At 64.7% G+C, this 7,792-nt stretch carries 5 protein-coding genes; 2 read left to right on the forward strand and 3 right to left on the reverse strand.

What is annotated here, in order from left to right:
• The first annotated feature begins 175 nt into the window (after positions 1-175).
• Together thrS and CWO89_RS37715 are read left to right on the forward strand one after the other, a co-directional pair.
• Positions 176-2,221 (forward strand): threonine--tRNA ligase, encoded by a 2,046-nt coding sequence (gene thrS, locus CWO89_RS37710; protein WP_130583430.1) that lies wholly within the window; start codon positions 176-178, stop codon positions 2,219-2,221.
• A 149-nt stretch (positions 2,222-2,370) separates the two neighbouring features.
• Positions 2,371-2,934, forward strand: a complete 564-nt coding sequence (locus tag CWO89_RS37715; RefSeq protein ID WP_130583431.1) for a nitroreductase family protein — start codon at positions 2,371-2,373, stop codon at positions 2,932-2,934.
• Positions 2,935-2,950: 16 nt separating this feature from the next.
• Here CWO89_RS37715 and CWO89_RS37720 read toward each other — a convergent pair whose 3' ends face one another.
• The 3 genes from CWO89_RS37720 to CWO89_RS37730 all read right to left on the reverse strand — a co-directional run.
• Positions 2,951-4,177 (reverse strand): lipase family protein, encoded by a 1,227-nt coding sequence (locus CWO89_RS37720; protein WP_130583432.1) that lies wholly within the window; start codon positions 4,175-4,177, stop codon positions 2,951-2,953.
• 66 nt (positions 4,178-4,243) lie between these two features.
• The gene (locus CWO89_RS37725; RefSeq protein WP_130583433.1) at positions 4,244-6,712 is read right to left on the reverse strand and encodes a putative bifunctional diguanylate cyclase/phosphodiesterase; all 2,469 of its coding nucleotides are present in this window, start codon (positions 6,710-6,712) and stop codon (positions 4,244-4,246) included.
• Between the two features lie 289 nt (positions 6,713-7,001).
• A partial coding sequence (locus CWO89_RS37730; RefSeq protein ID WP_130583434.1) for an RgsD C-terminal domain-containing protein occupies positions 7,002-7,792 on the reverse strand: 791 nt, incomplete at its 5' end.

Here is a 7,792-nt window from a genome sequence, read left to right on the forward strand (position 1 = left end):
CGCAAGCGGGGGAAGGAGCGCAGCTTCATCGCGGTTGCATTTCAATCTGATCGGATCAGGCCGATTCCTCGCCGATTTCTTGATATTGCCGGATTGCGCCGGCCGAATCCCCTGCTATATCGCTGCTTTCCGCTTACCTGCGCTCGTTCGCAGGAGTGAGCCGCAGGAGAATGACATGCCCGACGAGCACAAGTCCGAGTCCGGATTCCAGTACAGCCTCAGCAACCTGAAACCCGCGCAGCCAGTGGACAAAGTCACCCTCACCTTCCCTGACGGGGCGAAACGCGAATTCCCCAGGAACATCACCGGGCTCGATATCGCCCAGGGCATCTCGCCCTCGCTGGCCAAACGCACCGTGGCGATGGCGCTGGATGGCGTTCTGTATGACCTCAACGATCCCATCACCGAGGATGCCAAGATCGAGCTGATCTCGCGTGACGACGCGCGCGCGCTGGAACTGATCCGGCATGATTGCGCCCATGTGCTGGCGGAAGCCGTGCAGTCGCTGTGGCCGGGCACGCAGGTGACGATCGGTCCCGTGATCGAGAACGGCTTCTACTACGACTTCTTCCGCAACGAGCCGTTCACCCCGGAAGATTTTGCCGCCATCGAGAAGAAGATGCGCGAGATCATCGCGCGCGACAAACCCTTCACCAAGGAAGTGTGGTCGCGCGAGAAGACCAAGGAGGTGTTCCGCGACAAGGGCGAGGCGTTCAAGGTCGAACTGGTCGACGCCATTCCCGGCGACGAGCCGATCAAGATCTACTTCCAGGGCGACTGGTTCGATCTCTGCCGCGGCCCACACATGACCTCGACGGGGAAGATCGGCAACGCGTTCAGATTGATGAAGGTCGCCGGCGCCTATTGGCGCGGCGATTCCAACAATCCGATGCTGACCCGCATCTACGGCACGGCATTCGCGAAGCAGGACGAACTCGACGCCTACCTGAAGCAGATCGAGGAAGCCGAAAAGCGCGACCATCGCAAGCTCGGCCGCGAGCTCGACCTGTTCCACTTCCAGGAAGAAGGTCCGGGCGTGGTGTTCTGGCACCCGAAGGGCTGGACCATCTTCCAGCAGCTCATCGCCTACATGCGCCGCCGCCTCGCCGGCGATTACCAGGAGGTCAACGCGCCGCAGATCCTCGACAAGGTGCTGTGGGAGACCTCCGGCCATTGGGACTGGTACCGCGAGAACATGTTCGCGGCGCAGTCCGCCGGCGACGAGGCCGAGGACAAGCGCTGGTTCGCGCTGAAGCCGATGAACTGTCCGGGCCATGTGCAGATCTTCAAGCATGGTCTGAAGAGCTATCGCGACCTGCCCTTGCGGCTGGCCGAATTCGGCATCGTGCATCGCTACGAGCCGTCAGGCGCGATGCACGGCCTGATGCGCGTGCGCGGCTTCACGCAGGACGATGCGCATGTGTTCTGCACCGAGGAGCAGCTCGCGGACGAGTGCCTGAAGATCAACGACCTGATCCTGTCGACCTATGCCGATTTCGGCTTCGATGGCGAACTCACCGTCAAGCTCTCGACGAGGCCGGAAAAGCGCGTCGGCACCGACGCGATGTGGGACCATGCCGAACGCGTGATGGCGACCGTGCTGTCGGAGATCAAGGCCAAGGGCAGCAACCGCATCAAGACCGAGATCAATCCGGGCGAAGGTGCGTTCTACGGCCCGAAGTTCGAATATGTGCTGCGCGACGCCATCGGCCGCGACTGGCAGTGCGGCACGACGCAGGTCGACTTCAACCTGCCGGAGCGGTTCGGCGCGTTCTATATCGACCATGACGGATCGAAGAAGGCGCCGGTGATGGTGCACCGCGCGATCTGCGGTTCGATAGAGCGCTTCATCGGCATCCTGATCGAGCACTATGCCGGCAATTTCCCGCTCTGGCTGGCGCCGGTGCAGGTGGTCGTCACCACCATCACCTCCGAGGCCGACGAATATGCCAAGCAGGTGGTGGCCGCGGCGCGCCGCGCCGGCCTGCGGGTCGAGATCGACCTGCGCAACGAGAAGATCAACTACAAGGTCCGCGAGCATTCGCTGGCGAAGATCCCGGCGCTGCTCGTGGTCGGCAAGAAGGAAGCCGAGACCCATTCGGTCTCCGTCCGCCGGCTCGGCAGCGAGCGCCAGACCGTGATGCCGACGGATGAGGCGCTCGCCGCGCTGGTCGACGAGGCGACGCCGCCGGACATCAAGCGGGCGAAGTCGCTGTCCTGATGCTTTAATCCGTCTAAACTCGCTTCCGGTCGCGGGCATTCGACCCTATCTCGTGGGAAGAATGTCCGTGACCGGTTTGAGCGTGATCCTTTTCGGAAAACCGGTCTCTCACTTTTCCGGATCATGCTCCAGTTTAAGGGAAAGCCGTAGTGCCCGATGCCATAGAACTCCTGAAGACCCGCCGCTCGGTGAAGCCGCGCGAGATGACGGGGCCCGGCCCCTCGCCGGCCGAGCTCGAGACCATTTTGACGGTCGGCGCGCGCGTGCCGGACCACGGCAAGCTCGCGCCCTGGCGCTTCATCGTGTTCGAAGGCGAGGCGCGCAACCGCGCCGGCGACGTGATCGCGAGCGTGTTCGCCAAGAAGAACCCAGGCGCGCCGGCAGCCGATATCGAAGTCGAGAAGCGGCGGCTCACCGATGCGCCGCTGGTGATCGGCATCGTCAGCTTCACCAAGCCGCATCCGAAAGTGCCGCCATGGGAGCAGGAGCTCTCCGCCGGCGCCAGCGCAATGAACATCCTCACCGCAGCCACCGCGCTAGGCTATGGCGCCTGCTGGCTCACCGGCTGGTTCGTCTTCGACCGCGACGTGCTCGATGGTTTTGGCTTGAAGCCCGACGAGAAGCTCGCAGGCCTGATCCATATCGGCAAGCCGACCAAGCCAAGCGAAGACCGCCCGCGGCCGGCGCTGTCGGATATCGTGACGCGGTTCTAGCGCTCCGCGCCACGCGTCAGAACGACTTGCGGGTGCAGCCCTTTGGCGGCGGCTCGCCTCGGAAGCGTGCCGCGGTCCATGCCATGAGCGGCGCCTCAAGCTTTGAGCCCGGCTGCACCATGCCGTGGTCCAGCCTCACGAAGGTCCAATATTCGAGCCGCTGGCCGGCGGCGCAGCGCTCCTCGACATAGCCTGCGGTCGCCGCCGGCGGCACCACGTCATCCTCCGCTCCTTGCGCGATCACCACCGGCGCCGCGATCGGGTGGTGGGCGCTGTTCTGCGCGAGCCTTGCCGAAAGCGCCGGGTTGCTGCGTGTTGCCAATGCGGGCCCCTCGAACGTCGCGGTGAGCGCCGCTGCCCGCATTGGCTCCTCCGCTGGGAGGAACCCGCACAGGCCCGCGATCTCGCGCGCGGCCGCAAGCGCCTCGGGACGAACCGCCTGCTCGAAGCTGATGTCGGGATAGAAGCGGCTATAGGACAGCGCGACATACGGCCCGAGCCGCTTGTCGACCCCCTGGTTCATGGCAAGGATGTTCCGCAAGTCTGCGGCCGGCGCGATTGCCGCGACGCCTACGATCTCGATCTCCGGCGCGTAGCGTGGAGCGATGATGCCGGTCCACAACGCCGAATGCCCGCCCTGCGAATGGCCCCAGACAACGGTGCGCGCATCGAGCGTCAGCTCGGGCATCTGCCGTGCGGCACGTACCGAGTCGAGCGCGGCGCGCCCCTCGCCTTCGCCGATGAGATAGGGATGCGGACCGCCCCTCTCGGCGAATGAGTAGTCGGTGGCGACGATCACCCACCCTGCCCGCACGATCCGATCGAGCGCCGGAATCCCCAATGTCGGGGCCGATATCAGCGACGGCATGCACTTCTGCTGCAGGCCGGTCGTGCCGTGCTCCCAGGCGATCACAGGACGCGGACCTGCGGGCGGATCGATCGGCGCAAACACGGTCGCGACGGCGGTTGCGCGCGTGGTGTCGTTCACCGTGGTCGTATAGAGGATGCGCCAGCCCCGCATGCCGGCCGGCAACCTTACATCCTGAAGGGACTCGCTGCGCAGCAGCACGCCCGGCGTATCAGGCACTTGCGCCGGCGGATCATAGAACGCATCGGGCACCCGCACCGTGACGCCGGCAAACATCTCTTGAGCGGAGGCTTCGAGTGGCGTGCCGACAACGCGCGCAAGCAGAAACGACAGCACAGCGAGCCAGATTGCACGACGTCCTGGAGCGATGGTCATGGCCCGCGCCCAATATCGCCGCGAGCCGACAAATTTGCGGCGGAGACGGCCGCGCCGCAGACGGCGTCAGGCCGCCCTCGATGCGCGCCCGGCAAAGCCTGCCAACAGCGTTGCGATTTCGTCCGCCGGCCGCGCTGCGCTGAACAGGAAGCCCTGCACTTCGTTGCAGCCTTCGGCGCGCAGCCAGTCGAGCTGATCAACCGTCTCCACGCCCTCGGCGGTGGTGGTGATGTTCAGGCTGCGGCCGAGGCCGGAGATTGCGCGCACGATCGCCACGCAATCGGTGCGGCGCGCCAGATCCTTGACGAAGGAACGGTCGATCTTGATCTTGTCGAACGGAAAGCTGCGCAGATAGCTCAGGCTGGAATAGCCGGTGCCGAAATCGTCCATGGAGATGCTGACGCCGAGCTCGCGGAGCTGGTGCAGGATCGCGAGATTGGCTTCGGTCTCGGCCAGGAACACGGACTCCGTGATCTCGAGCTCGAGCCGTCGCGGCGACAGACCGGAATGCGCCAGCGCCGAGATCACCGCCTGCACCAGATTGCGGCTGCGGAACTGCACCGGCGACAGGTTGACGGCGACCTTGATCTCGCCGGGCCATTTCATCGCTTCCGAGCAGGCCTCGCGCAGTACCCATTCGCCAAGCTGGACGATCAGGCCGATGTCTTCGGCGACCGGCACGAACTCGGCCGGCGAGATCATGCCCTTCTCCGGATGGCGCCAGCGTAGCAGCGATTCGAACCCGCTGATCTTGTCGGAGGCGATGTCGACCAACGGCTGGTAGTGCAGCTCGAATTCGCCATTGGCGAAGGCCTGGCGCAGGTCGCGCTCGAGATCCCGGCGCTTCTGCGCCTGGCGGTCCATCTCGTGCTCGAAGAAACGATGCACGCCGCCGCCGTCCGACTTGGCGCGATAGAGCGCCATGTCCGCGTTGCGCATCAATTCTTCCGAGCTGGTGCCGTCGCCCGGCGACAGCGCGATGCCGACGCTCGCGCCGACCACCACCTCGATGCCGTCGATGTCGTAGCGCACGCTCAGCGTCCCGATCAGGCGTTCGGCGAAGTCGCTAGCCTCGTTCGGCGTGACATCAGAGAGCACGATCGCGAATTCATCGCCGCCGAGCCGCGCGGCCAGATTGTCGCCGGTGATGTCGGCCGTGAGCCGCTCCGCAACCTGCTTCAGGAGCCGGTCGCCCATCGCGTGGCCGAAGGAGTCGTTGACGTTCTTGAACAGGTCGAGGTCGACGCACAGCACCGCGACGCGCTTGCCCCCCGGCTTGCTCCGCTGCAGCGCCTCGCGCAAGCGGTCCTGGAAGAAATCGCGGTTCGCCAGATTGGTCAGGCCGTCATGGTGGGCCATGTAGGCAATGCGGGCCTCGGCCTTGCGCCGCTCGGTGATATCGACCAGGGCCACGAGGTAGCCGTCGCGGCCGTCGAACGAAACGCGGCGGCCGAAAGTCAGCACATGGATCTCGCTGCCGTCCGCCTTGATGTGCCGCCAGTCGCGGCTGGAATGGTAGACGTCGCCGATCTCCTGCAGCGCCTTGCTGTGGGAGGCCCATTCGTCCTCCGGCCAGATCTCGCGCAACTTCATGCTCAGGAATTTCTCGCGCGGATAGCCATAATGCTGGACCGCCGCGTCGTTGACGCCGAGGAATTCCATCGTGGCGGCGTCGAACACCCACATCGGCATCGGGTTGTTGTCGAACAGGAGGCGGAAGGAGACCTCGCGCCGCTTCAGCGCCGTGACATCGGACAAGGTCAGCGACAGCATGTCGCCGAACGCCGTGACGGCGAGCCGCAGGCAGCGGTCCTCGCTCTCGATCTCGAACTGGGTCCCGCTGGTCGTGCGGACAGTCTCGCGCAGGCGCTCAGTCACATCGGCCGCGCCGAGCAGGTTTCCGCCTGTGCTGAGCCTCTGCCACAACAGCTCGTGCTCGGGCCGCTTCAAAAGCTTCGCCGCACCCTGGTTGAGATAGATGATCTGGAAATCGAACGGTTCGCCGCGCGGATCGCGAATGGCGGCGAGCGACAGCACGCCTTCATCGGTCGCCGCGAAAATCGTATCGAGCAGATTGTACTGAGCGCCGCGCTCGTTGACGTAGGCGCCGATCAGTGTGCCGCCCCAGCGGGAGGAGGTCGGCAGCGCCAGCACGTCATAGGTGCGGACCAGGCCGTCGCGCACGCAATGCGCCGTGGCAAGATAGGGCCGGTCATTGAGAGCCGCGTTGGCGGCGGCTTCGCCGAGCGCGGTCGCGCAATCCGGCGGAAGCTCGTTCAGCGTCATGTCCCAGCGGTCGTCATTCAGCCATTGCTGGATGTAGCGGCCGGGTTGCGAAACGGCGAGCGCGCCGCCCCTTTCCTTGAGCAGGACGATGTGGTCGGCGAGCCTGCCGAGGCTGCCGAGCATCACGTCCTCATAGTGGGGCAACCTGTCGCCCGGACGCAATGCGGCTTGCCACTTGCGCTTGAGCACCGGGACGTCGCCGAACATTTCTGTGTTGAATTTTCCCGACGACTTCTTCGCCGCACTCATGACGCGCCCCGAACCACCAGATCATGGTCCGACGAAGATCGGAGCACGACCTCACTTCACATTCGAGCATGATCGCGGCGCAAACGCTCCGCGTTTGTCGCGAGGGAAAACCGGCTTCCCCTGTCCGATTTCATGCTCCAGTCCCCGCCCGCATCCAAATCAGGCTCGCTTAAAGCAATGTAAAGATTGCGCAGGCGACGGGGCGCCGGCGCCATTATGACAGTTCTAAGTCAGATCTTGGTTAGTGCGCGTTAGAGACTATGACAGTCACTGAAAATTTTATTCATATCTAGCGCGCGATGACTTCGACCTCGCCGTCGACGCCGTTGACGACGTTGAAGGGCCGTTCGAACACCTTGCCCTCGTTCTTGGCGATGGCGCGGTATTCGCCTTCGGAGAGCACGACGCGGGGGAATGCACCGATCGATTCCTTGATGACGTCCCCGCCGGGCGTGATCACCGACCATGCGGTATTCGCCAGCGCCTCGCCGCCTTTCTCACTGACGAGCTTCAGCGTGATCACGGCCGCGCGATGGCTGACGGTGACATCGGTGAGCTTGCCGGCCTGGACGCGGATGTCGGAACGCACCACCGAGTTGGCGTCGCCGTAATTGGAGATGATGTAATAGGTCCCCTCCGGCAATAGCGCGACGTCGCCGGCGGCGACGTTGGGGATCAGGGCATTGCGGTCCGATCCGTCGAACTGGCTGCCCTTGTAGATCGCAAACGAAATCTGGTTCGGCGGAATCTTGCTGGAGCCGACCCGGCCTTCGATCCGCAGGCCGCCCGCCGGCAGGACGAAGGACTGGCGATCGGTCTCCGACTTCAGGCTCACGGCGCGTACGGCGCTGACCAGGCCGAGCGCCACATGGACGACGTAATTGCCCGGCGGCAACACGATGTTGGGCGTGGCGCCGCGGTCCTCACGGATCAGCTTGAAGGAGCCGTTGTCGTCCGGCTTGTCGGCAAAGACCCGCCATACCAGGCCATTGTTGATGACCGGCAGATCCTTGCCATAGCGGGCGGTCAGCGCGAGCACCGCCTGGTTCGCAGTCTGCGCCCCCGGCGGCGGCCCGGCCG

The sequence above is a fragment of the Bradyrhizobium sp. Leo170 genome (genome assembly GCF_004296405.1).
In the GTDB taxonomy this organism is placed as follows: Bacteria; Pseudomonadota; Alphaproteobacteria; order Rhizobiales; family Xanthobacteraceae; genus Bradyrhizobium.

Coding starts and splice junctions, on each gene's coding strand:
- thrS (WP_130583430.1), top strand. CDS start 176: ATGCCCGACGAGCACAAGTCCGAGTCCGGATTCCAGTACAGCCTCAGC.
- CWO89_RS37720 (WP_130583432.1), bottom strand. CDS start 4,177: ATGACCATCGCTCCAGGACGTCGTGCAATCTGGCTCGCTGTGCTGTCG.
- CWO89_RS37725 (WP_130583433.1), bottom strand. CDS start 6,712: ATGAGTGCGGCGAAGAAGTCGTCGGGAAAATTCAACACAGAAATGTTC.